This window comes from Pseudonocardia parietis (assembly GCF_017876315.1).
Taxonomy (GTDB): Bacteria; Actinomycetota; Actinomycetes; order Mycobacteriales; family Pseudonocardiaceae; genus Pseudonocardia; species Pseudonocardia parietis.
Genome location: NZ_JAGINU010000002.1, coordinates 112362 through 138688, shown reverse-complemented (window position 1 = coordinate 138688; position 26327 = coordinate 112362). Strand labels below are relative to the sequence as shown.

General features: G+C 68.9%; 29 protein-coding genes. 5 read left to right on the top strand and 24 right to left on the bottom strand.

What is annotated here, in order from left to right; all coding sequences use genetic code 11:
- Positions 1–121: 121 nt before the first annotated feature.
- From JOF36_RS35015 to JOF36_RS35000, 4 genes are all read right to left on the bottom strand, one after another.
- Positions 122–607 (bottom strand): hypothetical protein, encoded by a 486-nt coding sequence (locus JOF36_RS35015; protein ID WP_210036553.1) that lies wholly within the window; start codon positions 605–607, stop codon positions 122–124.
- A gap of 24 nt (positions 608–631) precedes the next feature.
- Entirely contained in the window at positions 632–964 is a 333-nt protein-coding gene (locus JOF36_RS35010) for a hypothetical protein (RefSeq protein ID WP_210036551.1), read from the bottom strand.
- 127 nt (positions 965–1091) lie between these two features.
- A complete protein-coding gene (locus JOF36_RS35005) occupies positions 1092–1310 on the bottom strand; it encodes a hypothetical protein (RefSeq protein ID WP_210036549.1) in 219 nt (72 codons plus the stop codon).
- An 840-nt stretch (positions 1311–2150) separates the two neighbouring features.
- Positions 2151–3977 (bottom strand): DNA cytosine methyltransferase, encoded by a 1827-nt coding sequence (locus JOF36_RS35000; protein ID WP_245353132.1) that lies wholly within the window; start codon positions 3975–3977, stop codon positions 2151–2153.
- 239 nt (positions 3978–4216) lie between these two features.
- Between JOF36_RS35000 and pip the strand changes: the two genes are divergently transcribed.
- Positions 4217–5176: a prolyl aminopeptidase gene (pip, locus tag JOF36_RS34995; RefSeq protein WP_210036543.1), complete on the top strand. Its 960-nt coding sequence runs from the start codon at positions 4217–4219 to the stop codon at positions 5174–5176.
- Positions 5177–5324: 148 nt separating this feature from the next.
- Here pip and JOF36_RS34990 read toward each other — a convergent pair whose 3' ends face one another.
- On the bottom strand, positions 5325–5837 hold the full coding sequence (locus tag JOF36_RS34990) for a hypothetical protein (RefSeq protein WP_210036536.1): 513 nt from the start codon (positions 5835–5837) through the stop codon (positions 5325–5327).
- Between the two features lie 654 nt (positions 5838–6491).
- Between JOF36_RS34990 and JOF36_RS34985 the strand changes: the two genes are divergently transcribed.
- Together JOF36_RS34985 and JOF36_RS34980 are read left to right on the top strand one after the other, a co-directional pair.
- A complete protein-coding gene (locus JOF36_RS34985) occupies positions 6492–6992 on the top strand; it encodes a hypothetical protein (RefSeq protein ID WP_210036535.1) in 501 nt (166 codons plus the stop codon).
- A gap of 93 nt (positions 6993–7085) precedes the next feature.
- Positions 7086–7280: a hypothetical protein gene (locus JOF36_RS34980; RefSeq protein ID WP_210036534.1), complete on the top strand. Its 195-nt coding sequence runs from the start codon at positions 7086–7088 to the stop codon at positions 7278–7280.
- Positions 7281–7288: 8 nt separating this feature from the next.
- On the opposite strand, the gene JOF36_RS34975 is transcribed toward JOF36_RS34980, so the two are convergent.
- The 17 genes from JOF36_RS34975 to JOF36_RS34895 form a co-directional block, all read right to left on the bottom strand.
- A complete protein-coding gene (locus JOF36_RS34975) occupies positions 7289–7972 on the bottom strand; it encodes a hypothetical protein (RefSeq protein WP_245353131.1) in 684 nt (227 codons plus the stop codon).
- 177 nt (positions 7973–8149) lie between these two features.
- Positions 8150–8578 (bottom strand): hypothetical protein, encoded by a 429-nt coding sequence (locus JOF36_RS34970; RefSeq protein ID WP_210036531.1) that lies wholly within the window; start codon positions 8576–8578, stop codon positions 8150–8152.
- Positions 8575–8823, bottom strand: a complete 249-nt coding sequence (locus tag JOF36_RS34965) for a hypothetical protein (RefSeq protein WP_210036530.1) — start codon at positions 8821–8823, stop codon at positions 8575–8577. Before JOF36_RS34965 ends, JOF36_RS34970 begins: the two co-directional genes overlap by 4 nt.
- Before the next feature lie 144 nt (positions 8824–8967).
- A complete protein-coding gene (locus JOF36_RS34960) occupies positions 8968–9573 on the bottom strand; it encodes a metal-dependent hydrolase (RefSeq protein WP_210036527.1) in 606 nt (201 codons plus the stop codon).
- Complete coding sequence (locus JOF36_RS34955; RefSeq protein WP_210036521.1) at positions 9570–9821, bottom strand: hypothetical protein; 252 nt, start codon at positions 9819–9821, stop codon at positions 9570–9572. The genes JOF36_RS34960 and JOF36_RS34955 overlap by 4 nt, the downstream gene beginning before the upstream one ends.
- A 164-nt stretch (positions 9822–9985) precedes the next feature.
- Positions 9986–10357: a hypothetical protein gene (locus JOF36_RS34950; RefSeq protein WP_210036520.1), complete on the bottom strand. Its 372-nt coding sequence runs from the start codon at positions 10355–10357 to the stop codon at positions 9986–9988.
- A gap of 485 nt (positions 10358–10842) precedes the next feature.
- Positions 10843–11316: an SsgA family sporulation/cell division regulator gene (locus tag JOF36_RS34945; protein WP_210036519.1), complete on the bottom strand. Its 474-nt coding sequence runs from the start codon at positions 11314–11316 to the stop codon at positions 10843–10845.
- A 7-nt stretch (positions 11317–11323) separates the two neighbouring features.
- Positions 11324–11647 carry a WhiB family transcriptional regulator gene (locus JOF36_RS34940; RefSeq protein WP_443706283.1) on the bottom strand — a complete coding sequence of 108 codons (324 nt, stop codon included), beginning with the start codon at positions 11645–11647 and terminating at the stop codon, positions 11324–11326.
- A gap of 57 nt (positions 11648–11704) precedes the next feature.
- On the bottom strand, positions 11705–13645 hold the full coding sequence (locus tag JOF36_RS34935; RefSeq protein WP_210036517.1) for a MarR family transcriptional regulator: 1941 nt from the start codon (positions 13643–13645) through the stop codon (positions 11705–11707).
- A 444-nt stretch (positions 13646–14089) separates the two neighbouring features.
- On the bottom strand, positions 14090–14386 hold the full coding sequence (locus JOF36_RS34930; RefSeq protein ID WP_210036516.1) for a hypothetical protein: 297 nt from the start codon (positions 14384–14386) through the stop codon (positions 14090–14092).
- A 61-nt stretch (positions 14387–14447) separates the two neighbouring features.
- A complete protein-coding gene (locus JOF36_RS34925) occupies positions 14448–15443 on the bottom strand; it encodes a hypothetical protein (protein ID WP_210036515.1) in 996 nt (331 codons plus the stop codon).
- A 28-nt stretch (positions 15444–15471) separates the two neighbouring features.
- Positions 15472–15930, bottom strand: a complete 459-nt coding sequence (locus JOF36_RS34920; protein ID WP_210036514.1) for a hypothetical protein — start codon at positions 15928–15930, stop codon at positions 15472–15474.
- Positions 15931–15960: 30 nt separating this feature from the next.
- Positions 15961–16506: a hypothetical protein gene (locus tag JOF36_RS34915; RefSeq protein WP_210036513.1), complete on the bottom strand. Its 546-nt coding sequence runs from the start codon at positions 16504–16506 to the stop codon at positions 15961–15963.
- Positions 16439–16903 (bottom strand): hypothetical protein, encoded by a 465-nt coding sequence (locus tag JOF36_RS34910; RefSeq protein ID WP_210036512.1) that lies wholly within the window; start codon positions 16901–16903, stop codon positions 16439–16441. Before JOF36_RS34910 ends, JOF36_RS34915 begins: the two co-directional genes overlap by 68 nt.
- 65 nt (positions 16904–16968) lie before the next feature.
- Positions 16969–18219 (bottom strand): hypothetical protein, encoded by a 1251-nt coding sequence (locus JOF36_RS34905; protein ID WP_210036511.1) that lies wholly within the window; start codon positions 18217–18219, stop codon positions 16969–16971.
- Positions 18220–18366: 147 nt separating this feature from the next.
- A complete protein-coding gene (locus JOF36_RS34900) occupies positions 18367–18732 on the bottom strand; it encodes a hypothetical protein (protein ID WP_210036510.1) in 366 nt (121 codons plus the stop codon).
- 780 nt (positions 18733–19512) lie between these two features.
- Positions 19513–20331, bottom strand: a complete 819-nt coding sequence (locus JOF36_RS34895; RefSeq protein WP_210036509.1) for a winged helix-turn-helix domain-containing protein — start codon at positions 20329–20331, stop codon at positions 19513–19515.
- Positions 20332–21629: 1298 nt separating this feature from the next.
- On the opposite strand from JOF36_RS34895, the gene JOF36_RS34890 reads away from it, so the two are divergent.
- Complete coding sequence (locus tag JOF36_RS34890) at positions 21630–22283, top strand: ParA family protein (protein WP_210036508.1); 654 nt, start codon at positions 21630–21632, stop codon at positions 22281–22283.
- Positions 22280–23191, top strand: coding sequence for a ParB/RepB/Spo0J family partition protein (locus tag JOF36_RS34885; protein ID WP_210036507.1), 912 nt, complete (start codon positions 22280–22282; stop codon positions 23189–23191). The genes JOF36_RS34890 and JOF36_RS34885 overlap by 4 nt, the downstream gene beginning before the upstream one ends.
- A gap of 177 nt (positions 23192–23368) precedes the next feature.
- On the opposite strand, the gene dnaB is transcribed toward JOF36_RS34885, so the two are convergent.
- Both dnaB and JOF36_RS34875 read right to left on the bottom strand, forming a co-directional pair.
- Positions 23369–24745, bottom strand: coding sequence for a replicative DNA helicase (gene dnaB / locus JOF36_RS34880; RefSeq protein ID WP_210036506.1), 1377 nt, complete (start codon positions 24743–24745; stop codon positions 23369–23371).
- Positions 24742–26235, bottom strand: a complete 1494-nt coding sequence (locus JOF36_RS34875; RefSeq protein WP_210036505.1) for a hypothetical protein — start codon at positions 26233–26235, stop codon at positions 24742–24744. The genes dnaB and JOF36_RS34875 overlap by 4 nt, the downstream gene beginning before the upstream one ends.
- Positions 26236–26327 lie beyond the last annotated feature (92 nt).

Here is a 26327-nt window from a genome sequence, read left to right as displayed (position 1 = left end):
TCCACATTTCTGTTGCTGGTAGTTTAGATTCTACATCTTCGCAGTGCCGCGAACTACTCCTCGCTGCCGAATCCTGTACCGATTGCGGGCTTGACCTGCGAGTGTGAGCCAGGGTGGGCGCTCACGAGAGCACTGCGTTCAGCACGCCCTCGGCCTCGCTCCAGGAGCGGACCGGCGGACTCGCCCCTTCCAGCACGCCCACCAGGGCGCTCGGATCAATCAGCCCGGCGGTGATCCCGTCGAGCTTGGCCGTGGTCTTGGGGAAGGTCTCGCGCAGCTCGCGCTCCTGGGTCGCGGGCATGGTCCCCAGCGCCCGGCGAAGGACATCCACGATCGACGCCTTCGCGCCCAGCATCAGCGCGTAGTCGCGCAGCGCCTCCCGAGGTATCCCCCAGTGCGTGTCCTCCTCTTCGTTGTCGGCGGCGGCGTGCCCGCGCAGCCACACCTCTGCCTCGTCGACGTGCCCGCCTCGGGCGAGTGCCGATGCGATCGCGTCAGCTTCCATGCACGACATCGCCGGACCGGTGTCACCGGCGGTCCAGCCGTCGCCGAAGACCCACGCCAAGTGCGCAAGCGCGGCCTGGTTGCGGGCGGTCTGCTGGTTCATCGTGGTTCCCTTCGAGGTGGGTGTTCAGCGGTTACTGAGGTCGGTGACGGCGTCCAGGACGACCGCGACGAATCGGCGCCCCTCCTCGCGTGCGGTCGTGCGCGCTCCGGCGGTACTGAAGGTGCGGTAGCCGGGGGTCAGGGCCTCGGCCGCGGCGAGCTCGGCGCGCACGCGGTCACCGGTCTCCAGGTGCGGGCGGATGGCGCGGAAGGTTCGACGCAGCTCCTCGGCGTGCATGAACATTCCGGCGACGACGCCGTGTCCGTCGCGGCCGCCGATCCCTCGGATGAGGCGCAGCAGCGCCGCGAGCAGGACCGAGGTGGTGGGAAACGGCTCGATGCGGGCTAGAGCGTCCATTGCGTGCTCCTTGGTTCTCGTGGAGTCAGGCCTCCAGTCGGGCCAGCTGCAGGGTGATGCGGCGTCCCTCGGCGGCCAGGGCTGCCACATCGACCCCGCGCGGAGTGGGGCGACCGAGGCTGTCTTCCTAGGCGCGGAACTCGGCGCGCACCTGCGCCGGGTCGAGCCCGTCGACATCTCCCTCGACCTCACCGGCCAGCTCGACCAGTCGCCGCGCGGTGCGGCGCACCTCGGTCAGGAGGTAGGCGGGGGACTCGCGGTCGGCGCTCTCCTCGGCGCGCATCCACGCTGCGGCAAAGTTCCGCTCGGCCTGCTTGACCTGCGCCTTGCGCATCGCGTTCGCCATGGTGATCCCCTTCTCTCTTTCGCTCTCTGATACTTTAGAGTTTACATCGCCCGAAGGGCGGCGACAAGGGTTTGTGGGGTTGATTTGGGGTTTGACCTGCGGGTTTGCCTTGGGGACTCTCCGCAGCGAGGCCGGGTCCAGGGCAGCGCCCTGGCCCTCCCCGGGGAGGGGGCGGCCCGGTAGGGCCGAACAACAACCAGGGCGTCGGGCAGGCCGGCCCCCGAGCTGAGGGTGGGGGTCTCTCCTTGCGTCGGCAGGACGGCGCCCTGCCCGAGGTTCTGTGGAGCTGCCAGGCTCGCCGTAGGCGACCGCGTAGCGGCCGGAGCGTCAGCGGAGGGCCTGGCGGCGGAACAGGTTCTCGGGCACCGTCCACTGCCGACGCAAGGAGAGACCCTCACCCGGGACCTCACCGGCACGACGCCCACCACGATGCCAAGCCGCGGTGCGCAGCAGGCCCGGGGGCGTGCTCGAGTGGCAGCGCGTCGCGGTCTCGGCGCCGGCCGAAGCCCCCGCCCACCCGGCACTGCCGCCAGAGGAGATCCTCCGTCGCTGGAGCGATCGTGCCCACGGGCGAAGCCTGACGCATCCGTCGAGGGCTGCGGCGGACGGCCCGGCCGGCGTTCTAGGCTTGGCGGGCGTCGCGGTGCTCCGGCGCCTTCGGGCCTTCGGTTCGCGGGCCGCGCCGCGGATGGCCGGTGGTCTCATGCCGGGCGCCTTCGGGCGTCGCCCTGCGGGGCGGGCCACCGGCCATCACCTGGACTCTCGGCGTGCCTGGCCACCTCGACCTCGCCCGTCTGCGGGCGGGCGAAGTCGAGTGCTGCACGGCTGCGCCTGGCCTGCTTACTGGGGCGCTGGTTCCGTGATGCTGGTACCGGTTACGGCCTCGACGACGCAGGCGATGATGTCGCGGGAGACCGGTGGGGTGACCGCGTTACCGCACATCTTCACCTTGTCGCGCGAGCTGGTGCCGAGCAGGACGTACCCGGGCGCGAAGGCCATCCCGAGCTTGACCTCGTCGGCGACGAGCATCCGGAACCGGCAGTCCTCGACCCGGATGTCGATCTGCATCACCGCGTCGCCGTCGACGGCGGTCTGTGTGGGCATCGGTCGGTTCACGCCGCGCAGTGAGCCGGTGTCGTAGGCGTAGAGAACGTCGGGGTCCCAGGACACCAGCGACTGGTGTCCGGCGGTGGTGAGAGTGCGCGCGGGTTCGTCGACTGGGGTGCACATCTCGGCGCCGCCGGTGTTGTTGCGCATGAGCATGGCCAGGCCATGGTGGTTGCCGCTCGCGGCGAACGTGTCGAGCGGGTCGTGCACGGTCTTGGCCCGGTTGTTGTTGCGCAGCGGGACAACCACCACCGCTTCGGTGTCGCGGGTGGTGCGGGTGCGCATCGGCTCGGCGGTGGATCGCGCGTCGTCGTTCCAGGTGCCGCCGCACGGGATCAGGAGCCCGTTCTCGTTGCGTGCGGTCTGCACGCGCATCGGCCGGCTGGTCGGCTGCGCGACCTTGCCCTCGCGCCCCTCGACCGGAACGACCAGGCTGTCCAGCGCGGTAGCGGCCTGGCGCTCGGCGATCTGCTGAAGCCCAGCGGCACCGTGGGCGCGCATCAGCGGGGCGTGTGCGATCGCCTTGGACGGGGTGGTGTGCATGGTGCGCAGCGGGTCCTCGACCGGCCAGGTCCGCACTCCGGGGCGGCGCTCGAAGGTGTTACCCGCGGCCTCCAGCACGATCCCGCGCCCGGCGTAGCGGCGCAGACCTGCCTCGATGCGCGCGTAGGTCTTCGGCTTGAGCGGGCGCGCCCGGTCCCCGATGCGCTGGCCGGGGTTGGACAGGTCGATCGCGGCGGCGGCCGGGAGAACGTAGGGCTGGACGACGTCGTTTCGGCAGGAGACGCGCGGGCAGCGGAACACGTACTGCTGGCCGTAGGCGCCGTGCGGCTTGCTCGGGTTCTTCGGCGCCCGCATCGCGGTCACGACCTCACCACAGGTCGCGCACCAGGCGCGCGGGCGCGTCCAGCGCTCGAAGTCCGGGCGCCGGTAGCGCTCCTGCCAGAAGACCACGTAGACCCGGTCGCGCAGCTGCGGGGCCGGCGCACCGAGCTGGTGGGCGAACGCGCTGTTGAGACTGAGCACCTCATGGCGGTAGCCCTGTGCCCTCATCCGTGCGATCCACTTCGGGAAGTACGCCCACTTCAGCAGCGGCAGCACGTTCTCCACGACCACGGCCTTGTAGCGGTGGTGCTCGGCGAAGCGGGGGACGTCGTGCATCAGCGCGCGAGACCGTTCGCGTGCCTCGTCGGCCAGCGGGGGCTCGTCCTCAACGTCCTCGGTGGTTGCGAGATCGAACAGGGTCGGCTCGGTCCCCTGGTCGGCGAAGTCCTGGCGTTCGCCGCGTGCCTGCGACCAGAACGTGCACGACGGCGACGCCCACAGCCCGTCGGTGGCCGGGTATCGCGCGGGGTCGATCTCGGCGATGTCGGCGACGTCGTGGTCAACGTGGGGCATGTTGTGGTTGTGCGTCTCGATGGCCAGGGCCCAGTGATTGCAAGCCATCCGGACGGTGTTGCCCGGCACGCTCTCGATGCCGGACGAGGAACCCCCCGCGCCGCAGAACAGGTCAGTCCAGCTGAACATGTCCGACGCGCGGGCACGGTTGATCAAGTGCATGGGTGACTCCCCATCTCCAGGTGGTTCGGCTGCTGCGGTGTCGGGCGGGTTTGCCGTCCCTCCCAACGTGTCCTAGTTTACAGCCTTTCATAGTTGTTAGCAATGCCTATGGGAAGTGGTTTGCCCTGGTGAGAGGGCCGATTGTCCTGTGCCAACGAACCTGATCTATTGCCACCATGACTGAGCCAGCGGCGGGTTCTTGCCATCGAACTCGAGCCGGAGGGTGGGAGCCTTGATCGGTGGCCTCCCTGTTCGACGAGATCGAGCCCTACGAGGTCGGCACGCTCGACGTGGGTGACGGGCAGCGTCTCTACTGGGAGGCCTGCGGGAACCCCGCTGGCAAGCCGGCGGTCGTGCTCCACGGCGGACCGGGCTCAGGAGCGACACCGGTCTGGCGGCGGTTCTTCGACCCGACCACCTACCGGGCCGTGCTCTTCGACCAACGCGGCTGCGGACGCAGTACTCCGAATGCCGCCGATCCGACAGTGGACTTGTCGGTCAACACCACCGGCCATCTGGTTGCCGACATCGAGCGGCTCCGAGAACACCTCAAGATCGACCGATGGTTGGTCTTCGGCGGCTCGTGGGGCGCGACCCTCGCTCAGGCCTACACTCGTGCCCACCCCGAGCGGGTCTCGGAGGTCGTGTTGTTCAGCGTCACCACGACCAGCCGCCGCGAGGTCGACTGGGTCACCCATGCCATGCGCCGGCTGATCCCCGAGGCGTGGGAGCGGTTTCGCGCTGCGGCTCAGCCCCGCCCGGCAGAACGAATCGTGGACGCCTACGCCCGCCGGCTCGCCGACCCTGACCTGCAGGTGCGCGACGCGGCCGCATGGGCCTGGTGTGCTTGGGAGGACGACCACGTTGCTATCGGCCAGCCCGACAGCGCACGGCCGTCGACGCGGTACGAGGATCCGGTCTTCAGAGCATGTTTCGCCCGGCTCGTGACCCACTACTGGCGCCACGCCGCGTTCCTTCCCGACGGCGCGCTGCTCGCCGCCGCCCACGGGTTCGGCCACATCCCCGCTGTGTTCGTCCACGGCCAGCGCGACATCTCCGGCCCACCCGACATCGCCTATGACCTTGCGCAGGCTTGGCCGGGAAGCCGACTTGTGCTCGTCGACGACGCCGCCCACGGAGTCGACCACGGCGATATCGCCGCTCACCTGGTCGCCGCAACCATCCGGCTCGCCAGCTAGAGCAGCCAGCCATGCCGCACGGCGTCGTGGCTCGGCTACGAAGGCAAGCGGGGCCCGGACTCCCGAAAGGAGTTGCCATCGATTCTGAGCCATCGCAGGTCAGCGCTGGATCGGTGGCTCAAGTTCGTTGACACGGGACACCGATGCGTTACGAGTCCGAGGGCTTGTCTGCGCCTCGCGGGCGGCGAGTTCGGCCCGTCACCGCATCGCCAGGGCGAGCGGCCCGCGCCGCGAACTCGCGCAGCGTGCTGCGCTTCCAGCGCCGCCGGATCCGCCCGGACGGTAGGTCCTCGTGCTCGTCGGCGTCGGGGAAGTAGCCGTCGTTGCGAGACAGGTACCCACGGATCGTGGACTGGCTGGAGTAGCCGAGAAACCGGGTCGCGGCGGGGATATCGAGCAGCTCGGTCGGATCACCGGCGTCGTCCTGTGGCGGTCGCCGTTTTGCCTGCTTGTGTGCGGCCCACGCCGTGTACCACTCGGTGACGAGCTGGTCGTCGAAGAACGCTTCGCGGCCCTGCTGGTGCGCTTCGGGGTGGCCGTTGGTGGCGCGCTCGATGTAGAGGTTGCGCTGAGTCTTGGTGCTGATGCCGGTGCGGTCGGCGATCTCGGCGCGGTTGATGTATGCGCGGCCGTCGACGTCGATGCGCTTGGCGGTCGGCACGGGCGTCTCCGGACGTGGCGGTGGGTCGGGGGCTGCGGCGGCACGAGGAGGGGGTCGGTGGCCGAACCCCGCAGGGTCCACCCTCGGATGCACCGAGGGCGTCGGCAAACAGCCACCGACCCCGCCGACCGGCCGGCAGCCCGGGTCACCTGGAGCGCCCGTGTTCGGCCGCGTCGGCTCCATCTCACCGTAGCGGAGCTCGAGGCGCGGGCTCGCGCACCGTTCATGCGACCGCTGTGCTGCGCCCTCGTAGGGCACGGTGGCCTCGATGCTCGTTCCCTCTACGGATGTCGTCATGGCGTACTCCCATCGCCGTGGGCGTCACTGGAGCTACTCGCTACCGGTCTGTATCGGGTGGTGACTCGTGCAGGTCGCGTTCCCACCGGTTCATCCATGACCGTGATGGCGGGAAGCGGGCACGCCACTTGACCCCGCTCGTGCTGGTCCCGTGCCGCCCCGGCGGCTCATTCGGCGCAGCGGCCCTGTAGGTGGCCAGCCGGCGCCCGCACATCTGGGTCACCCACGAGCTGGCCCGTTCCATTGCCCACCGGTGCTGGGTGAGGTCAGGCTCGGGGGCATGACCGATCTTGACGCGCCGTTGGCCGGCGCACCGTTCGCCTTGCGCTCGTTGCCGCACGCTCCGGCGGTCGGCCAGTGACCGATGAGCTCGATCCGGACCCGCTGCTCACGATCAACGCCACCCCAGGTGTCTATGCGGCCCAGGATCGGGACGGCACCACCGCCGTCGCGACGCTCACCCTTGTCCCGCACTTGCAGGTCCTCACCGGCGACCAGCGTCCCGGCGCCGAGGTCGTCGATGCCGTGCTCGCTGCGCTACTCAGCGACGGTTTCGCCCTCGTCCCCACCCTCGACGTCGACGCCCTGTGCGGGCTACCAGTGCTCTCCGGCGGTGCGGCGACCTTCTCCCCCGCCGCAGGGCTGCTGGAGCTCGCCGCCGGGATGCTGGGATATGACGGGGACGTCGGCCCCGCCGCCCCGGATGGCTGGGCCAGCATCGCCGCACAGCGCGGGGCGTTGGCCGTGCTCGTCGCGACCGGGATCGATCTGCATGCCGCCGATCGCACTGCCCGGATTGACCACGCCCGCGCCGAAGGCCGACTCATCGGGGCCCAGGTCACCTTCAACACAGCGTGACCTCCTCAACGCCTGCGCGCAGCTCGGCGTCCGCGACGGCGGCGCCGGTCACGCATTCCGCCGGTCGAAGCGGCCCGAAGGCACACTGGAGGGGTGTCAGACGAGACCGAGACCGAGGACACCGCACCGGCCCCGACCGTGCGGAGCCGCGCAGTGAGCGCTGGCATCGACGAGGAACGGCTCCGTGGACACCTGGAGCGCGGTGTGCTCCTCCTCGACGGGGAGCCGGTGACGGACCTCGACACCCCGGCGCCAGCCGGGACCAGGATCAACGTCGGCGGCCAGTAGGCGCCCCGTCAGGGCCGATCGTCAAGCACAGCCGGGACCGGCGAACAGTCCGCGATGTGGTCGTGCAGCGGCACCGACAGAAGGCGGGCCACTGCGAAGAGGTCGCGGTGCCGGGCCCGAAGATCCAGCTCGATCAAGGTCTCATTGTGTGCCACCCGGTTTCGGAGCTGGTGGAGTCGGCCCACGGGCTTGTCGACGTCGCGGCGGTCGGTGCCGCGCCGGAACGCGGTCCGCAGGTACGGGATCCACAGCGTGTCGTGGTGGCGGGCAGCCGAGAGGTAGCGCCAGAACCCGAACTGCAGTTCGGCGATGACTTTCCCGGGAGGTGTCGGGGCGCCCTTGGCGTCGCGTCGGGCCGAGCGGACCGCGCTCTCGATCTGGGCGCGCGGCTTCGCGTTCGCGTCGATCACGGCGCCGTTCCTCGCGCGCTGCTCGACGACCGGGAAGTGCCGGGACGGGTCGAACGCCCAGTGCCGGTCACGCGGGGTGTCGCGGCGCCGTAGGGCGCGGTCGTAGGCGTTGCGGAGTCCGACTTCGAGGTGGCCGAGGTCGTGATGCAGGGCGGCGGCGGCGCGGGCGTTCCATTCGTACAGGGCGAGGGCGCGATCCAGGTCGTGGCCGGTGGCGGCGAGGTAGACGGCGAGCCTGGGCGGCGAGAGCCAGTCCTCGATCCAGCGGTCGGGGTCGCTCATCATCGCCTCTCACTGGTGTCAGTCGGTGCCGCGCGGTGCCTGTTGGTGGCACTTCGTGTATCGTGGGCCTCGAATTGCCCCGGATGGCCCCTGACCGAGTAGGTCATGTCGCCGGGGCTTTGTACTGACGAGGCCCGTCCCCGTTCCCGGGGGCGGGCCTTCGTCATGCCACGGACGTTACCGGCGGGCCTCGACAGCGAGATCGGCAGCCGAGGATGTCTCCCGACCGTCCTCCGGGGCGGTCCAGGGCTCGCCCGCTCGAACAGCGTCCGCCACGCTGGCGGCCAGGACGCTGTCGACGGCGTCGATGTCGCGCTGGTACCCGACCAGTGCTTGGCGAACCTGGATCTGCGAAACGTCGTCATCACAGGTCAGCAATGTGAGCAAGACCGCCCCGGCCGTGCCCTCTGCCCCAAGGGCTGCGGCCAGGGCTGCTTCCCCCTCCTGCCCTACTGCCTCGGCGATTCGCTCGAGGGCGGCGACACATGCGGCGGCCTCCGCCCGGTCTTCGGCGGCCAGGGCTCGCCGGTAGGTCGCCTGCCTGCTGCGGTGAGCCACGACCAGGGTGACCAGGCGGTCACGGCTGGCCTCGGCCACCGCGGTCACGACTGGCTTCCGCTCGAGAGCCGGTAGCCCACCCGTATCGCGCGTTCCGCATGCTGCCGCGCGGTCCCCTGACGCGAGATCTGCGCCCACAGCTGTCCGAGTACCGGGTCGGGCGGCAACGATTCGAATGCGATCGGATCGAGAACGTACGCGAGTGCCTCGATGAGATCGGTCTCGGTGGCCCGATCGACTGCTGGGAACCCGTCGGTAGCCGTCGCCGGTGTCGGCGTGGAGGTTTCTGTCATCGTTTGTGACTCCCTGCTCCATCTCGGCGCCTGCGCGAGGCCGCGCTCGGCGGTCTAGGGATTCGGTCGGACGACCCGCCTGTTCCTGGCAGTTCCGGATGATTTACCAGGTGCGTCCGACGGTTTCGAGGCCACATGATTCGCCTACGCCGGCGACGGTGGTTGAGGCATGGACAGATGTGCGAGCCACGCTCGAGCGGGCCAGCCGATGACCACAGTTGCTGCGAGCGCGACGGTCGCGACGGTGAGGACCGGGACGATGAGCTTCGTCTCGACACCGCCGCCGGTACGGATACGCAGCCAACGGGGCGGGCCCGGGGTGCGGCGCATGAGCGGCCACAGCAGTGAGCGCACCGAGTCCAAGGTGATCCAGTCCCCGAGCAGCGCCGAGAGGGCGCCCGCGCCGGCCGCCGCGGCAACCGGCACCGCGAGGTCGGGCGCCGCTGCGGTCAGGGCGGCGAACAGGGCTGTGGTCAGAACCGGCACGACAACGACCGCGGAGTGGGTGATCCCGCGGTGGGCGGGCAGCCCGACTGCCCTAGAAATCGCCCGGACGATGCGGCACAGCACGGCGCCGATCGGGCCCAGCATCCGCACGATCGTCGCCTTCGGATGGCACAAGTCCGGCGCGAGCCCGGCGACCGAGCCGGCAGCCCAGCAGGCCGCAGCCACCGCGGCGCCCGTCGCGGTGACGTGGGCGATGGCCAGGCCGGCTGCGCCTCCGGTGATGGCGTGCGAGCGCCCCATCATCGAGCGGACCGAGCAGTCCGCATACCAAGCAGGCGAGCGTGGACAGCGGCATTGAAGTCGTCGGAGGCCTTGTCAGCGTCGGTGATCGCGGTCCAGTCCAGGTCAGCGACGGCGGGGTCGTGCTCGGTGCGCAGGCCGAGAGCGACGATCGACTTGGCCTCCGCGAGCTCGGAGGGGTCTGTCGCGGTGCAGACAGAGATGAGCACCCGCTCCGGGGCGAGGTGGACGGCGGTGTCGATGAAGGGCATGTGGGCTCCTGGTGCGTGCTGTGGTGGTCTGGCCTGCCCGCTTTCGACGAGCAGCAGCCGGTGGGGACAGGCGGGGCGCGGGTGCAGGCAAGCGTCGTCCGCGCCCCGCCTGAGTCGAGCGGTGCGGCGAGCCGGTCGGCTTCAGCGCCGGAGCTCGTGGCTGATCACAGCGTTGTCGCCCATGGGGGCTGGCTGGTCTCCCTGCTGGGCAGCAGCGAGAGATGGCGCGCCCACTGACGGGCGAGCTCCCATCGCCCGGCATGGAGGTAGAAGCCGTCGTCGGGTCCGGCGGCGCCAAGTGCGTGTAGACACTGGCGAGCGGCATAGGCAGCGTCGGGGTCTCGGTTCCAGATCCAGGTGGCGTGCAGTGAGTCGACGATCTGCGCGGCGTTGAGCAGCGACTTTCCCTGCGGCGTGTGGACGTCGTGCAGCGCCGCTGCTTTCAGCAGCTTGTAGTGGATGGTCCTCAGGTCGCTGGGCTGGCCGACTTCGGCGGCGATCTCGTCGACGGTTGGGCTGCCGAGCAGCCCGGCCACAGTCCACTCCGGGCACTTTGCTGGAGCTATCGGGCGGAGCCTCAAGCGGCGGGTGACGGTTCGGATGTGCCCGGTGAGGGTCGTGCTGGTGAGCATGGTGGCGGTGCCCTTCTGGTTAGTGGCCGGTGGCGCTACTGCGGCCAGTCGAAGCCGGCTCGGCGGAGCTGGGCCAGGACGCGGATTCGGGTGTGCCGGTTGCCGGTGCCGCTGACTGTGGTGACGCGGGAGCCGTCAGCTCGCGTGACGACGACGTGTCCGCGGCGGGTGGGGCGTAGGGCGAATCCTTGTTGGTCAGCGGCAGACAGGATGCTGGCGAGGTCTTTACCCACGCGGGTCCTTTGCGGCGCGGCGCTGGCAGCGTCGACGTGTGCAGACCTGCGGGATCTCGATCTGCCTCTCGCTCTCCGTCTGCGTCGTGGAGGCGGGTACTGGGAGCGGCCCGGCGATTGTGCGGCGGCAGTACCGGCACCGGCCTCGTACCTGCATCACCGGCCCGTCTCGCGCTTGAGCAGTTCACGGATCTCGGAGTCAAGCTCCAGGTGGGCGGCTTCGGTGCCCGGGGCAACGAGGTCCTCGGTCTCGGCAAGAAACTCGATCAGCTCGTAGGTGGGGATCCCGATCTCGGCCCGATCGCCTGGCGAGTACCAGGTGATCAGTGTCCAGTCGCCGCAGGCCAGACCACGGGTAGCGACGCAGACTTCGGCCGCGGGCTGGTCTGGAGCAGTGGTGTCACTGCTGGTACTCAGCCCGCCGGCAAGCAGGTCGCGGCCCACGGCGCAGGTCACCACCGGGGCCTGGCCGGAGGCATCGGTGAGCCGCACGTCGACGGTGTAGGGATCGGTGGCGGCGTAGGACATCGCCACGACCAGGGGCGCGGTGTGGACCCCGGTGGACGGGTCAAGGTGGTAGAGCCGACCTTCGAAGGTGGTGGTGATGGCGGTTGACGGGTGAGCAGTCATCGCTGTGTCACCGCCCCCGCTGCTCGGCGCGGAAGTGGCGGCGCTCCCGTTCTGTGAGTCCGCCCCAGACGCCAGCTTCGCGGCGCTCAAGGGCGTAGGCCAGGCATTCGGTGCGGACCTCGCAGAGGGCGCACACCTTCTTGGCGTCCTTGGTCGACGCTCCGTGCTCGGGGAAGAAGGCCTCGGGGTCGGTCTGCGCACAGAGCCCTCGTTCCTGCCAATCTCGCGGTGGCTCTTGGTCAAGTTCGAGGAGCGAGGACGGGGCCGTGGCGGCGCCACGATCTGTAGCCGGGTTCTGAAACACTGGTCGCTCCGATCTCTGGGTCGGCAGACGAGCCCGGACGCGTGGCTGTGAGAGGTTGGGCGTCCGGGCTCGTTTCGTGATGGATCACGTCGATGTACTGGTCATCGGGATGTGCTGGTAGCGGCCGTGGCTGAGCTTCTCGATCAGCTCGCGGTCGATGAGGACGTCGAGGGCGTTCATGACGCTCGACCGCGCAGCGGTCGCAGCCTCGACGATTTCCCCGGTCACGCCCGTGCCGCCGCGCACGATCTCGAGCACCTCTGCCTGCACTGGGGTGAGCGCCGCGTGGTGGCTGCCTGAGGCGGAGGTGCCGCGCTGTCCCCAACGCCCCCGGGTGGGTTGCTTCGGTGCGAAGTCCGTCGGGCCGGCGCCGGGGCCTGGCGCGGCGTCGCCGCTACGGAACTGGTGTGTCGCGCCTGGACCGCCCACCTGCCAGCGTCCGTTGACTGCTGGGCCGAGGACGCTGGTGATGGCGGCCTCGTCGAGCGGGTGCAGGTCGGGCTGGGCGAAGAACTCGTCGAATGCGGTCACGGTGGTGATTGGCGGGGCCGGCAGTTCCTTCGCGGCCATGCGCTCGGCGTCTGCCGTTGAGGGCAGGAAGTCCCAGCGGGTCGGGGTGTCGTGGTGGGCGTGTACGGCCATTCCCGGCACTGGACGTCCGCGGTCGTCGACGGGGAGGTCATTCGGGTCGAAGGTGAGTCCCGGGACCAGGTCGGAGCCGGACTTGGAGTTGATCCGGAAGGCCACGACCTGGGACGCGAACGCCGAGCGGGCGTGGTCGGTACCCCACTGTGGCTGTCCCAGGGACTGGTTGAGTGCCACCGCCCACATGCCGTAGGCGCGCACGATGTTGACGGTCTCGGTCCAGGTCTTCTGGGCTCCCGGGTCGCTTGCGATCAGCGAGTACTCGTCGTGCAGCAGCATCCATCCCGGGATCTCCCGGCTCGGGAAGATCAGGTCGGAGCTGAGCTCGGCGGCGAGCTCAGCTCGGGCGGCGAGCATCGCGGTCATCAGCTGTGGCAGCCGCAGCACGTTCTGCTTGCCGATGACCGCGACGCGGGCTCGGGTGGCCAGCGCGGTCGAGGAGTTGCCCTTGGGGTCGGCGTAGAGCAGGTTCAGCAGACCGGTCGACATCGCGGAGCAGGTGACGATGTTCGCCGCTCCGGACTTTCCCCCGCCGGTGGAGCCCACGATCATGGTGCCGACGGTCCCGTTGTCGTCCCACATGGTCACGTCCATCTCGCCGGAACCGTCGACGAGTCGAGCGACGTTCTTGATCACGCCGTCTTCGACCTGCGGTCCGGTGTAGAAGCGGGTGTCGGCAACCGGGTCCTTACGGATGATCGTCATCCGGGCCCAGTGGGCACCCATCCCGCGAGGCGGGGCTTTGAACAGCACCCGCTCGGTGTCCTCGCCGAGTCCGCCGGCGAGCTTCGCGCGGTTGGGTTGCAGGTCGTGAACAGTCTGGTGGCCGCGCTTGAGCGCGATGTCGTAGTTGGTGGTGAACTCGTCGTCGCGTCGGTTCGTCAGTCGCGACCCGGGGGCTTTCCCGTCCTTGCTGGCGTTGTTCTCCAACCAGGCCACGCAGTATGGGTCGCGCTCAGGGTCCGGGACTGCAGGGGTGATCGGGGCTAGTTCGGGCGGGACCAAGCGCTTGACCTGCGGGCCGATCGGATGGGCGCGCCACCAGCGGGTGGCGCTGATGATCGTCGCGACGAGCGCGACAAGCGCGATGAACGGCGAGGGGCCGTCGATAGCGAGCAAGTAGGTCAGCGCCGCGGAGCCGAAGCCGAAGACCGCGAGTTCGGGTAGCCAGCGCGTCGCCGCGTGGCGGTGCCGGAGGGTGAACGCCAGCGTGCCGATCAGCGGGGCGAGGGTGGCTGGCCAGGCCAGCACGGTGGGGGCGATGTCTGCGCTGAGCGTGTGTAGACCAGCGCCGAGAAAGTGCGCGCTCAGGCCGGCCACTCCGGCGATGGCAGCGGGGATCCAGGGCCAGCGGCGGCGCCGGTTTCGGTCGTTGACCATCCACCGGCGCAGGTTCTCCGTGCGTTGGTCGTCGGTGCTGTCTTCGCTGGGTACGGGACCGTCCCCGACGACGCTGCTACGCAGCCGCTGCCATCCCGCGGCTCGCGCCGAGAGGGGTTGGTCGTCCTGGTTGGCGGGTTCCGTGCGGGGACGTCGACTGCGGCCGGTGCTGGGAACGGCGGTGGCAGTGTTCTGCCGGGCGCGCTCTCGGGTCCGGGAGCGGACAGCGGCGTTCTGGAAGCGAGTCTGGCGGGTCACAGTCGAGCCCATGGCAAGGCTCCTTCCTCGCCACCAGTGGTGACGGGTGGGCGGCGGGGCACGCGGCCGGAGGGTGGTGCTGGTGGGTCGGGGAACGTGATCAGCCCCTCCCCGACGCGGTCGGGAAGGGGCTGATCACCACCCGGGCGCCATCAGCGCTGAGGGTGGGCGGTGGGCGCGGGCCGCTCAGCCGTGGCCGAGGGACTCCTTGGTCGCGTTGGTGATCATGTGGTTGCTCAGGAGCGCGTCGCGCACGATCTGGCCACCGATACCGATCTTGTCGGCGACGGTGATCAGGCTGTCGGTGACTGAGGTGATGTGGCTCTGGGCTCCCTCGAGGGCATCGAGGCCAGTCCAGCCGTAGGTCTCGAACTCTTCGACCAGGCTGTGATGGGTCTGCCCGATTCCTTCGAGGTCGCCAGCTGCGTCCTGCAGGGCAGCGGCCAGCACTTCGGTGTTGCCGTCGACGTTGAGATTCGCCATCGGTGGAGCTCCTTGCTGGAGGTGGAGGGAAACGGCTGAGCCGTGTTGTGCTCGATTCGGGTCAGCTAAGGACGGCGTGCGGGCCGGGCACGTAGGGCGCCTGGTCGTAGGCGGCTGCGCCCTGGTCCCCCTGGTTCTTGATCCGCTCTGCCGTGTCGCGGTAGAGGTTCTCCCAGGCTGTGAGGCTGGATTGGGTGTCCTGCAGGGGGCCGATGACCTCGGTGCCCCAGCCGTCTCCGGCGAGGCGGTCGGCGAATGCGATCAGGTTCGAGCGGTACTCGGCGACTTGATCCGCGGCCTGGATGAGCCGGTTGACGGCCTCGTCGTACATGTTGCTGCTCCCCTGGTTCGGTGTGGCGGCGGTGCTGCTGTGGTCGTCGTTGTCGTTGTCGTTGTCGTTCTCGGTTGAGGGCCGGGCCGCGGGCGGCGGAGTACCGGCGGTCGGCGGGTCCGGGTCCGGTGTGGTGCTTTCGGGCGCGGGACCGGGGGCCGGCTCGTCCGTGGTGGGCTGGTCGGTCGGCGAGGCCGGATCGGTTGTGGTGTGCTCGCCGTCCTCGGGACCTGCATCGGTGTCAGAGGTCGGCGAGTCCGTGATCGGTGTGGACTGGTTGCGGCCCTGCGACGTCGTGGTGGCGCGGCGCGCCCAAGGGTCGGTTGCTGTACCGGCGGTGGGGCGGCTGATGAGTCCCCGTGCCTGAGCCCACCGCTCGCGGGCCCAGTCGCTGCGCTCGAGCTTGCGCAGCTGCTTCTCGCGCCAGGCTGCGTCCTTCTCCGGAGCGGTCTCGTCGTACCAGGCTCGTCGGCGGGCGGCCTTGTGCTCGTCGCGCTGTCGGGCAGCCTCGCAGGCGTTGGCCCATCGGGAGGCGAGCATCAGTCCGAACGCACCGCGGCCGGTAGGGCGTCCGCTCGAGGTACGGGCCCCTCCGCCGGCGTCGTGCTTCATGCGGGCGCGGACGACGCCGGGGGGCTCTTTCCCGTTGCTGTAGGCGGCGGTGTCGACCTTGCCCTTGGTGAGGAAGTAGGCGACGACCATGCACGTAAGAAAGAAAGGTTCCATCTAGATACTCCTGCCGAACGTGGCTGCTTCAGACGATCGCTGATGCCGCGATGCGGACCAGTTCGTCAGCTGCGCCGTAGAGCCTCGGGATGGCAGCGAGCACCGTTCCGACCAGGGCGAGCGCGCCGACGACCAGGAAGGACTTGAACTTGGACTTGGCGGAGATCCCGCTCTTACACACGCGGGCCCAAGCCCAGATCCCGACAGCGGCCCCGACCGCGCCGACGACGCTGACACCGACCAAGTAGGCGGTGGCTTGTGCGACGCCGGAGACTGCTCCGCCGACCAGGTTGGTGAGGAGGCTTCCGACGAAGCCGGCGCTGACACCGCCGACACCGAAGCCTCCGATGACGGCGAAGACGGCGGCGACCTTGTCCCAGGGAACTCCCTTGTCCGGAACGTCGAGGAAGACCAGCAAGACGGCCAGGACCAGGAGGAACGCTCCGAGGGACAGCAGGGAGCTGGGGACGATCAACGACCAGGACATGGTGGGGCTCCTTCACGGGCATGCAAGGGTTCACAGAGCGATGAGCAGCAGGGCAACGACAGCGGCGGTGAGCACGAACCCGATCGGTTTCTGCTTGGCCACCTGGACGGCCCAGTCGGGCAGGAAGAGCACGGCGAAACCGATCAGGACGATGAGGCTGTGGCCGATCCGACGTGCGCTGTTGGCCTCGGTGGTCCAGTCCCCGTTAGTGGAGTAGTGCCAGATCTGCGCCCAGGAGGGTGGCTGTTGGTCCCATTGAGGTCGGGCTGCCAGCACGTCACCGAGGGCCTTCAGTAGACGTTGGTCCAGCGGCGCCTGGGGCGTGACTGCGCGCTCGTCTATCACCGGGTCTGCCGACTCAACGGCAGCGGGCGCATCGACCGCTATCTCGGCAGCCGGTTCGGTCGGGGTGCTCGTTTCGTCGAGGTCCTCGGCAACGTCCGCAGCGTCGGCCGGCGGTGGGTCGGGGGTTGATGCGGCCTGGTCTCCACGGGGGACAAGGCGCAGTTCAGGACGGGTCGACCGTGGGCCGATCTCGGGTGGGGTCTCGTTGTGTGGAGTCGGTTCCGGAGCCATGACGCCTCCTCTGGTTGCGGGCGATTCGGCGTTCGTCGGTGCGGATGGTCGAGGTGGCCGCGCGTTCCTGATCGGCATGCAGCTCGTCGAGCAGTCCGGCCAGGTCAGCGGCGATTCGGTCGATGCGGCCGCTGGTGGTGTCTGGGTCAGCGGTGTCGTCCTCGGGCTCTGGGGCTCGGGCCAGTGCGGCTCGGATTGCCGCAGCCGCGACAGCGAGACGGTCCGTGGGGCTACGCGCACGGCCGTAGTCGGTGGCGAAGGCCTTGCGCTGGTGCGACACACGCCGCAGCACGGCTTGCGCGCGGCGTACCCGCCGCCGGATCCGCGGTTGCTCTTGGTCGTCGGGCGGCTTGGCGCCGATGGTGGTTTCGGTGGAGCGGTCGGTCGTACTGGTCAAGGGCCGTGGACCTTTCCTGCGTCGGCCTCCGCAACCCGCCGTGGCAGGTTGCGGAGGCCCTGTGTTCAGTTCGTGTCGATCCCGCGACCGTTGAGGCCAACACCAGCGATGTCGACACCGTTGGTGTCGGGACGGGTGTACTTCTTGATCTCGGCGCACCAGGTCTCGATCGAGGTCGACGACCTAGGCAGTTGCAGGCCCTGCGCAATCAGCGCTTCCCGCAGTGGGGCGGGGGTGTCGATTCCAGTGGCACGACCGATGCGAATGGCATCGGCCTTCTTCGCCGTCGGCCGGTCGCCCTGTCCGGGACGGGGCAACGGCCGGTTCGCCCGGGAAGTCGAGGATTTCGCAGGCCTAGAGGCTCGCTTGGTCGCGTCCACCGATGTGGTGCTGGTGGTCTGGGCGGCTGCGGCTCGCGACCGGGCTGGACTGGCTGAGCGGGACTGTGCGGTAGCGGGCTGAGCTGCCTCCTGCTGGAGCCGTGTCTGGCGATCGAGGTAGCTCTCGTACTGGCGGCGTTCCGCCCGCACCTGCCGCTCGATCTCCAGCTCGATCTTGGCTTTCTCGAGCAGCCAGGCGTTGAACTCGGCGCGGTGGGCAAGTTCGTCGTAGAGGTGCGAGAAGACATGGGCTGCGTAACCGAGCGCGCTCACGGTGCCTGCAGCGATCCCCAGCCAGCCGGGAAAGTGCGTGACGTTCATGGCGCATGCCAGCGCCGCGGCCATCGTGCCGATCAGCAGGAAGGGGATGAACTCGGTCCAGCTGCGCCCGAGCCCGATTGCCCGTAGGCCGCGCGATGAGCAGGCGACCATCATGAACTCGAACGTGCCGCCGAGCGCGACCGCAACCGTCCAAGCTCCGATCGTCCCTCCGAACAGGGTGCCGAACCCGTAGACCTGGCCGGCGAAGCCGGAGACCACCGACAGCCACACCACGTGTGGGAAGGCGTTCGACCACCAGTTGATGACGCCGCCGTCCGGGCGAACCGGCGGAGGTGGAATCGCCAGCTGAGGCGCTGACGGCGGGGGGCTCTCCTCGCGGGATGGCGCTGCCTCGCTGCGCACCGGTGTCGAGGCGGGAGGCTCGGTCTTCGGGGCCTCGCTGGCGGCCGGCGTCGGTGGTGGATCGCTTGGTGGAGGCAGCTCGGTCGGCTGCCCATCCGTGGTGCTGGCGGCGGGGTCAGCGTCCTGCTGTGGAGTGGCTGGGGAGGCGTCCTCGGACAGTATGTTCGGCGGCGCCGAGTCGCCTCGCACACCGGATGTGAGCAGCTTGATCGCTGGCGCATCGTTGGTCAGATCTACGCCGAGGGCGTTCACGGCAGGTCTCCTCCCTGGGAGGTGAGGGTGGTTCGGAGCCTCGGACACGGCACAGTCGCGATGCAGATCCGGAAGTGAGCCCGGGTCATTGCTCGGTCAGGGTGTCCGTCGGCCACCGAAGTACCAGGCCTTCGGGTGGTCAGCGACTCACGCTGCGGGAGTCGCGATGAGATGGGGCTCTTCGTCCTCGACCTCGTCAGGGTCGGGCGCGAAGGCGGTGCGGGGAAGTTCGGCGCGTAGGCCGAGCAGCTCGCGTCGGCGCAACTCGTACGCGGCTAGCGTCGCTGCCGCGCTGAGCCGGCTCTCGATTCCGACTTCGTCGAGTTCCTCGATCGTCGCGAGGTCGAGCGGTGTCGGCTCGTACTCGGGAAAATCAGCGGCTGGTCGGTCCGACGGCGGGATCGAGATGCCAGTGGTGACCAACGGGGCCCAGCTTCTTCCGGCGCTCCCCCGCGACGTACCTGCCAGCACGTACTTCGGCAGCGGCGTGTGCCGTGCATTCTTGTTATTCATGTTGCCAGAGCCTTTCGGGAAGTTGGAAGGTTCGTGGTCAGTACGCTGTGAGTGTGAGACCTCCCGGAGACCCTCACTCGAATGTGACTGAGTGAGGGCGACCGGCAAACGTCACGACAAACAAGCGTTACATTTGCTCAATAGTCGAGCGCTTCGACGACTGATCGTGTTGCACATAGTCGCGTGCGTTAGTCGTCTGCACTAACCCCGTTGTCGCGGGGGTTTCGCGGGCCACCTTTTCGTTGAGCACGCCGCATCTGAGTTTCGAATGTTGGGCGTCAGGGGGCCGTGTGCTCATTCACTGTGAAGTTCTCTGCGATTCGTCGAAACGCTCGACGTCGGAGCATCTGCTCATACCTGGTGTCTTCCTCGCGGCGATACCAGGCACCGCACCGGCGCAGACCGGGAGCACTGGGTCCAGTGCCCCCACCTCGCGAGGGCCGCTCAACCCGATGCAGCACAGACGATAACGGTCGCAGCACAGACGAACAAGCTTGTATAGCCAACTTTTTCGGGCCTCTGCGCCTTGGACCGCGTTGTACGTCGTTGACCTGGTGAAACCTGGGTTACGCCGGGACAGATCTAGCTGTCATCAGCCAGTGGTCGAGCTGTCCGCGTGGGGTCCTCGGTCCGTCAGCGGACCCGGCGGCGCTCGTTCCGGATCGAGGCGAGCTGACCGCCGCGGGCCCGAAAGCTGCTCGGACGTTGTGGGACGAGGTTGGCTGAAGGCGCGCTGGCGCACAGCCACGCTCCGGGCGCTGTGGACGAACCGCCGATGGGCTAGCGGCCGGCTTCGTGCCGAAGCACGGAGACAAGTTCGTCGAGCTGCCGGCCGGACGACGCGGCATCAGTTGGGTCCACATACACGTACCAAATGGGCGGTGGGGAGCCGTGCTCCGGGCCCAGTGAAGGTGCCGTTGGCTCAGAAGATGGGAACGGGGGCGGCTGTGCGGTCGCCGGCCCTCCCTCATCAGATTCGCTCATCATCCACAATAGTCGGATAGTGCCACCGACAGACACAGCTGCGGCCGCCATTCGACGTCGCCAGTCCAAATCAGCGAACGGCTCGGCCAGTGGTGCGACGACAATACTGCACGAACCGCATGCAAGGTTCTGTATGGCAGCACGTACAAGAGCGTCGTTGGCTGTGGAGGTGAGAGTGGAATAGTGCTGCCGTCTGGCGGTGTCATCGGCGAGGAAGTCGTCGAGGTGGTGTAGCGCGGTGTTTATAAGGGGCGCAGTCAGTGTCTCGTAATCGAGCAGAGCCCACTGGGTGCGCTCCGCGAGCACCTGACCGAGTTCGCGATTACTGCGACCCGCCTCGCCGCCAACGAGCACCGTCAGCGGCTTGGGACCTTCGTGAGTACCACGACCCGGGTAGTTGACCGCACGTCCTGACCGGAAGGCGGTGACAACGAGCCCCTCATCTTTGAGCTGGTTGATTGCTTTACTCACCGTGCTTGCTGACACCTTGTGTAAGCGGGTGAGTGCTTGTGTGCCGGGCAGGAGGGTGCCGTGGGCGAGCTCGCCGGATCGAATCTGCTCGCGAAGCTCGTGCGCCAACCGCTCGACAGCGGTTACCGGAGGCAGTTCGCTCACCCTCCCCCCTCTCGCTGCTCGCGTGTCAGCCGATCATGGCGCGGCTCGCGCACCGTACTTCACTTGCAACTCCCGGCCGCTATGGCGCGCGATGACGGCGTGCCTAGGTCCTGCGCTCCCCCGTCGCTGCACTACGGCCACGCAGCGTAGCCACGACCGTCGGACATGTCTCGGACTGTCCAGCGTGCCGTTGTTGACCTCGTGATGGCTCTACGCGTACGCGCGTGCACGCGCTACGCGTAGGGATGCACTCGGAGCTCCGTGATAATCGACCCGGGCCGGACATTCGGACAGTTGCTGTACGTGACAGTCCCGGGAGTTGCGATCAAGCATCATGAGTCTGCCCCTCGCTTGCCGCCCATCGGGCCGTGCTCACTCGTTGTGGACCGTCTGACCGACCCACGCCCCGCCCTGATCGCGTACTCGTCGCTGCCTGCACCAAGAGGCCGGCCGGCACAGCCGGGCTGGCTCGCCGCGATGGGGCTCTCGCTCGATGCCGCGACCGACTCCTGTCGCGGGCCCCCTCCCCCGGTCGTATTGCTCGACTCAAACCGGTGTCCCCACTTCGGCCACGCAGACTTGCAACCTCACCCCTGCAAGGCTCGACCAGCTTTTGATCCCGTGATCCGGAGAAGTGGGGTGGCACTCGCCCGCGCCGACCGTCCGGTGCGCCCCACCCGCCCTCGCCGTACCCGAGACAGAATCGCGGTTGAACCGGCCAAGGAGGGGACTCGCCGGTGCACCTCACCCGCTGGGGAGGACGCACCCCACCGTTCCGCCGGTGTGCCCCCGCGATCGACCTCGGTGCGCGGACCCCAGATCCGCACCCCAGCGGGAAGGTCGAGCGGGATACCCCACTTGCTGGCGACTCCAACACCTCACCGCGCAGCACTCCGGCTCGTCGACACCACCACCCGCGCTCAGCGCTCGAAGCACTGATGTTGACGAAGGCGCTGGACACGAGCACCCCAGACGGACCTGCTGCCCACACCCCAGTGTGTCGAGCGATCGACGACAGCCCGCTCGAATGACGGCCACCCCATCGACTCCCCCACTGCCGCGAGGATGGAGCTCGCCGCTCCATCACCCCGCAGCCTCGCGGCCCGCTACCCCGCGCGACGTGCTCTGCACCGGCCCGTCGCCACTCCATAACCCGGTTATAGCCTCGGCATGCAGGGCTGCCCCCGGCGCTTCGAGCAGGACAACGATCGCCACGAGACGCGGGATGGCATGATGCGGACCGACTGTCCGAAGTAGCGACCTGTGCGGGTCGTGAAGTCCACGGAGGGTGGCCACCTATGGCCCAAGTTCATGCTGTTTGCTGCCAGAAGGGCGGCGTCGGCAAGACAACGATCACCGTCAATCTCGCTGCTGTCGTCGACCAGGTCCTCGCCACCGACGAGCCGGCCGTCCTGGTCGTCGGGACCGACCCTCAGCGGTCGATGGATTGGTGGGCACACCGGGTAGGCGACAAGATTCCGTTCGCCTACACCGAGACTGATGACCCGGCCCAGCTGGAGCAGCTTCGGGACCTTGACTACGAGCACGTGTTTGTGGATACGCCAGGCAGCCTCGAGAACGAACACATCCTGCGATCAGTTCTGAAGAGTGCAGACGACGCGATCGTCCCGATCACAACCGAACCGCTGACCTTCGTGCCGGCGGATACCACGATCAGCGAGGTCATTGAGCCCCTCGGCGTGCCGTTCACCGTCGCGATCAATCTATGGGATGCGCGGGACGGCCACGTGGACCTTGACGACACGATCGCCTTCATCGAGAAGAAGGGATGGCCCCGAGCGAACACCGTCATCCGGCGATACAAGATCCACAGTCGAGCCGCCGCAGAGGGCGTCGTCTGCACTCAGTACGCCAAGAGCCGAGTCGCGCTTGAGGCACAGCAGGACATCCTGCGCCTGGCGCTCGAGCTCGGCTACGGGAGGACACGATGAGCGGAGAGGTGGCAGACACGGCGGCGGACAGACGCCCACCCCGCAAACGCGGACGTGTTTCGTTCGCCTCGGACGACTTCACCGAGGGGACCAGTCTGCGAACACTCCCTGATTCCGGACCAACGCAGCGCCGTATCCCCCTCGATCAGCTGGCACACAACCCGAGGAACCCTCGGTATGGCTACGACGATCCCGATACTGCGGAGCTGGCCACCAGCCTGCGCGAGCACGGGCAGCTTCAGCCAGCCACCGTCGTGGCGCGAGACGTGTATCTAGCTCATCACCCCGAGGACGCGTCACAGGTGGGAGCGGCGCCATGGGTCGTGCTGATCGGAAACCGCCGATTGGCGGCGGCTCGACAGGCCGGACTCGCCCATCTCGCCGCGATCGCCGAAGATCGGCTCGGCGGCACGGACCCGATGCTGTCGGAAGCCACGCTTGTCGAGAACATCCACCGCCAGGACCTGCCTCCACTGCTCGAGGCCATCGAGCTCCAAGGGCTCCTGGAGCGCCATGGCTCCCAGACGAAGGTCGCCCAACGAGTCGCGAAGACGCAGGCATGGGTCTCCCAGCGCCTCACACTCCTGAAGCTCATCCCCGAGCTAAGGGAGCAGCTCAAGCAGGGCGAACTTACGGTGAAGGAGGCCCGGAAGGTCGCAACGCTTCCTCCTGAGCAGCAGGAGCAGGGCCTCGCGCAGATGAGAGAAGACCGGACGCTGTCCCGAACACAGACCGAGCCGGGGGAGGGGCTTCCCGACTCGACCTCTAGCGGCAGCGCGCGAAACACGGAGTCGAGCAACGAGCCGACCAGCCCTGACATCGACCGAATGGCCAAGAGGCTCCGACGGCAGCTTGAGGACGACCAGCTGGCCGCCCTCATCGAGGCCTTGACCGCGCTACGCAACTGAGGACATAACCGGGTTATAGCTGAAGCGCGCCGCCACGCTATAACCCGGTTATAGCTCCCCGCCACCGAGCCTGGCACTGAATACGTTCGACGACACGGGCCGCCAGATCAGCCGAACTCGCCGCCCCCGAGGCGCGGGCTCGCGCACTCCAGCGTACGAGCGAGTGCCAAATTGCGCCTATGGCGCTGCGAGGTCGGAGAAGCGGCTGTAGTGCAGCTGGTGCGCGACGGTGATCGTCGTGGTCGGGCCGTTACGGTGCTTGGCCAGGATCAGGTCCGCCTCCCCGGCCCGCGGGTCGTCCTGCTCGAACGCGTCCGGGCGGTGCAGCAGGACCACCATGTCGGCGTCCTGCTCGATCGAACCCGACTCACGCAGGTCGGACAGCATCGGCCGCTTGTCGGTGCGCTGCTCGGGACCACGGTTCAGCTGGCTCATCGCGACCACCGGGACCTCGAGCTCCTTGGCCAGGAGCTTGATCTGCCGGGAGAACTCCGAGACCTCCTGCTGGCGGGACTCGACCTTGCGGCCCGAGGTCATCAGCTGCAGGTAGTCCAGGATGATCAGCTTGAGGCCGTTGCGCTGCTTCAGCCGACGCGCCTTGGCCCTGATCTCCATCAGCGTCAGGTTCGGCGAGTCGTCGATGTAGAGCGGCGCCTCGGAGATCTCCGACATCCGCCGCGCCATCCGGGTCCAGTCCTCGTCGGACATCCGGCCGGCGCGCATGTCGGCCAGCCGGATCCGGGCCTCGGCTGAGAGCAGGCGCATCACGATCTCGGACTTGCTCATCTCCAGGGAGAAGAACGCGCTGGTCATGCCGTGTTTGATGGAGCAGGACCGGGCGATGTCGAGGCCGATCGTGGACTTCCCGTACCCGGGTCGCGCGGCGACGATGATCATTTGGCCGGGGTGTAAGCCGTTGGTGACTGCGTCGAAGTCGGCGAAGCCGGTGGGGACTCCGGCGGCGAGGCCTCCTCGGGAGGCGATGGCGTCGATCTCGTCCATCGTCGGCTGGAGGAGCTCCTCCAGCACGGTGTAGTCCTCGGTCGTGGTCCGCTCGGTGACCTCGTAGATCGCGGCCTGGGCCCGGTCCACCACCTCGTCGACCTCGCCGCCCTCGGACCCGTGGTAACCGAGCTGCACGATCCGGGTCCCGGCCTCGACCAGGCGCCGCAGGATCGCCTTCTCGCCGACGATCTCGGCGTAGTAGGCGGCGTTCGCCGCGGTCGGCACCGTCGCGATCAGGGTGTGCAGATACGGTGCGCCACCGAGGCGCACCAGCTCGCCACGCCGCTGCAGCTCCGCCGACACGGTCACCGCGTCGGCCGGCTCACCGCGGCCGTAGAGGTCCAGGATCGTCTCGTACACGGTCTGGTGGGCGGGGCGGTAGAAGTCCTCCGGCCGGAGCACCTCGACCACGTCGGCGATCGCGTCCTTGCTCAGCAGCATGCCGCCGAGCACCGACTGCTCCGCCGTGAGGTCCTGCGGCGGCTGACGGTCGAACGGGGTGGGGGCGGCTTCGTGTGCGGGCCGGTGGTCGGCGTGCTGGGCGGTCATCGGAACCTCCGGGGGCGCAAGCGGCGGGGCAAGCTGCGGGGCCCGGGCTCGCGTTCGGCGCGGGCTCGGGCGAGGGCGCGGTCGTGTGCGGTGGCCGGGCCCGGCTCGGCGGAGTGGTCCGGGGTGGTGCTGGTCGCCGGCTCGGGGAGGGCGGGTGCGGCTGGGCGGGTGGTGCTGGTGCGTCCCTCGTCGAGCTGCTCGCTGATCCGCCGGTAGTGGCGTTCGCGGCTGTGGGGGGTGGCGACTTCGTCGTCGGGTCGGGGGGCGTTGCGCCGGGCGTGGAACTCGAGGGCCCAGCGGCGTACGAGCTGGGAGTGGGCGCTGTCGCGGTCGTTGTCGGTGGCGGCGACGGCGGTGGGGGAGAGGTCGGTGGCGCCGTAGGGCAGACGCTGCGCGGCGGCGTGGCCGAGTGCGGAGGCGGTGGCGTGGCGCTGGCGGTGGTCGGCGGTGGGCGAGACGAGGGGGCCGTGGGCGTCGCGCCAGGCGCTGAGCCGGTGGCGTAGCCAGCCGTCGGGGCGGCGCAGCTGGGCGGCGGGGCAGCGGTCGACGGGTCGGGCCGGGCCGGTGGTGCTGGGGTGGTGTTCGAGGGCGAAGCGCAGGTCGTTGTTGGTCCAGCCGGCTTGCCACCAGGTGCGGACGATGGCGCGGATCCAGCGGGGAGTCAGGCGCCGCAGGGCCGGGTCGGTGCGCAGTTCGGCGGCCGCGGCGAGCATCTCGGCGTGGGTCACCGGCACCCGACGATCGAAGTGGCTGCCCTGCTTCTCCTCCTGACCCGGCCCGTCAGGGCCGTTTTCACGTCGGGAAGGTGCGCTGAGCTGGGAATTGTGGATGCGCGTGCTCGCGCGTATAGGAACCCCTGTATAAGTCTTAGAAAGATATTTAGGTGTGTGGGTTGGGGTCCAAGTTTCACTCTGAGCGGTCTCACTGCAGGCGTCGGCGTCGGGGTTCGGCAGGGTCGGGATGGCGCGCTCAGCGGCGTCCTGGGCGGGCACACGGAGCTGGTAGACCGCGGCCCGGTTGCCGGACAGGTGCTGCAGGGCCATCGGTCGGTAGCGGGGGGTGGAGCCGCCTTCGACACGCAGGAGCCAGCCCTGGCGCTGCAGCTCGGCCAACCAGGAGGCGGTGCTGCTGCGGCGCCAGCCGCTGGCTTCCTGCAGGCGCTCCCAGGTAGGCCAGCTGGTGTGGGTATCCCAGTCTGCGCGCAGCCCTAGCTCTGTGAGCAGGCCGCACAGGCGGCCGGCGGCGTCGCGGCGGATCTGCTGGTACCAGGTGGACGACAGCAGTCCGCGGTACCACTCGAGCGCGGTGCGGGGCAGCAGCGTCTCGACGGCGAGCGCAGCGGCGACGCTGTCGAGGTCGCTGTCTGCCGGAGCGGACAGCTCGGAGGGCGAGATGTCGCCGCCACCGGCGAACCAGCAGGGTCCGCAGACGATCGAGCGGAGTGGCGTGTTGCGCGCGATCCCGGAGCGACGTAGGCAGCTGACACACATTTCCGGGAGCGGCAGGGTCCCCGGATCGGTCGGCCATGACGTCGGTAGCCCCGTCCGGGAGGGCAGAACGGACTGCAGGGGCAGTCGTACAC